This window comes from Mycobacterium sp., assembly GCF_049802695.1.
Classification (GTDB): domain Bacteria; phylum Actinomycetota; class Actinomycetes; order Mycobacteriales; family Mycobacteriaceae; genus Mycobacterium.
Map to the genome: position 1 here is coordinate 1 of NZ_JBARMY010000367.1, position 1975 is coordinate 1975.

Sequence of the window (1975 nt, forward strand, 5' to 3'; positions counted from 1 at the left end):
CACCGATCCCGAGGCTCCAAAACACAAGAGCCTGACCATGTTTCTGGTACCGCTTGATTCTGCGGGAATCGACATCCAGGGGATTCGGACCGTCGACGGTGACCGCACCAACATCGTCTACTACAGCGACGTTCGCGTCGACGACAAATACCGACTCGGCGAGGTCAACGCGGGCTGGACTGTGCTAAGAGAGCCGCTCAACACCGAGCACGGCGCCGTCGCTGCCGCGCCTGATGGGTTGCAGGACGTCTCGATCATGATGCACCAGGCCGGATTCATGGCCTATGCCCTGGACCAGACCGCAGCCAAGGCAGGGGAGCGGGATCATAACGGGCACAGGCTTGTTGACGATGAATCAGTGGCGTACCGGTTGGGCCGCAGCACTGCCCGGATCGAGGCAGCGCTGAGCGCGCCGAGCATCTTCGGCCGAGTCGCGATCGCTCAGACCATGCGCGACGTCTCACCGGAATTGATGGACATCCTCGGTACCGCGTCGACGCTGCCGCACGGCACTGACGGTGCGGCGGACGACGGCGCGTCGGAGTACGTGTACCGCTTCGCACCCCTGGTCGGGATCTATGGGGGCACCCTCGAGGTATTCCGCAATATGATCGCGCAGTACATGTTGGGCTTGGGTAAGCCCAACTATTCTGCGCCGAAAACACCTGCGCCGGTGGGAAACTGATGGGAGCTATCCTGCGAACGGCGGTCGGGCCATCACTTTCGGGCGGAAGCCGTACTTGGGGCCAGTAGCCGCTGCGCCAGCATGCGGGCCGGCGAGCGGCATACCGCCAAGCAGATTGCCGGGCCCCTCGGGTGCGGCAGGGGTCATACTGTGGTGTGCCACACGGGCGGCCCCGCTGGATGCGCCGCTAACCTGTGCCCAGTTTGGTGGGACCGATACATCGCCGATTATGTCTGCGTTGCCTACTCCGGCATTGACCCCCCCGGCTCCGGCACCACTGCCGCCTCCAAGCAAGCCGCCTAAGCCGGAAAGCGCTTTGGGTGGACTACCTGCCGCGCCCGCCGCCGCACCGCCTCCGACGCCATTGAGCAGGCCCATGGTCTTGGCCATCTGGATACCGAAGTTGCCCATACCGACGCTGAAGTAGGGCAGACCTTCGGTGTTGTACCACAACGACGAAAACGGACTAACGCCGTTCAGCAACGTGCCGAAATTGGTTGGCAGTGCGGTCTGTCCACTGAGTAGGAACCAAAGCTCGCTCAGCAGCGGCGTGGACGCAGTCGACGACGTGGCCGACACCGGCGACGCAAGATTGTTCAGTTGATTCGGCAGACTCGAAATCAGTTGGCTGAGCGTCGACTGCGAGGTACCCGCTGAAGTTGCTGTCGCCGAAGTCGTTGCTGTGGCCTGTGCGGCCTGGGCAGTCGGACTGGTGATCTGTGGTGCCGCGGTGAATGGTGTGACCTTGGCCGCAGCCGCAGATTGACCCGCGTAACCGTACATTGCTGTGGCATCTTGCGCCCACATATCGCCGTACTGCGCTTCGATCGCGGCGATCGCCCCTGTGTATTGACCAAAGACGTTGTTCGTCAACAACTGTTCCAGTTCTGCTCGATTGGCCGCGACCATTGGCATAGGCACCATCGCAGCGAGGGCGGTTTCGTACGCCCCGGCAGCTGCACGTGCCTGGCTTGCGGCCTGCTCGGCGTCGGCGGCAGTGGTATTCATCCAAACCACGTATGGTGATGCGGCCTCGGCCATTGCTGCCGACGCCGGGCCCAGCCACTGCTCGCTGCTCAGCGCGGTCACCACCTTGTCATAGCTCAGGGCTGCGGCATTCAGCTCGGCCGCCAGCTGATTCCACGCTGATGCAGCCGCCATCAACGACCCCGACCCGGGGCCCGAATACAAATTGGCAGAGTTGACTTCCGGCGGGAACGCTCCAAAGTCCAACATTTTAACCCTTAACCGGTCACAACCGCGTAGGTGCCAGATACCACCGACGCGGGT

At 62.8% G+C, this 1975-nt stretch carries 2 protein-coding genes; one reads left to right on the forward strand and one right to left on the reverse strand.

Features of this window, described 5'->3' with window-relative positions:
• On the forward strand, positions 1-685 hold a 685-nt coding region (locus WA317_RS15265), incomplete at its 5' end, for an acyl-CoA dehydrogenase family protein (RefSeq protein ID WP_425173830.1).
• Positions 686-691: 6 nt separating this feature from the next.
• Here the strand turns inward: WA317_RS15265 and WA317_RS15270 are convergent.
• Positions 692-1921, reverse strand: a complete 1230-nt coding sequence (locus WA317_RS15270) for a PPE family protein (RefSeq protein ID WP_425173831.1) — start codon at positions 1919-1921, stop codon at positions 692-694.
• Positions 1922-1975 lie beyond the last annotated feature (54 nt).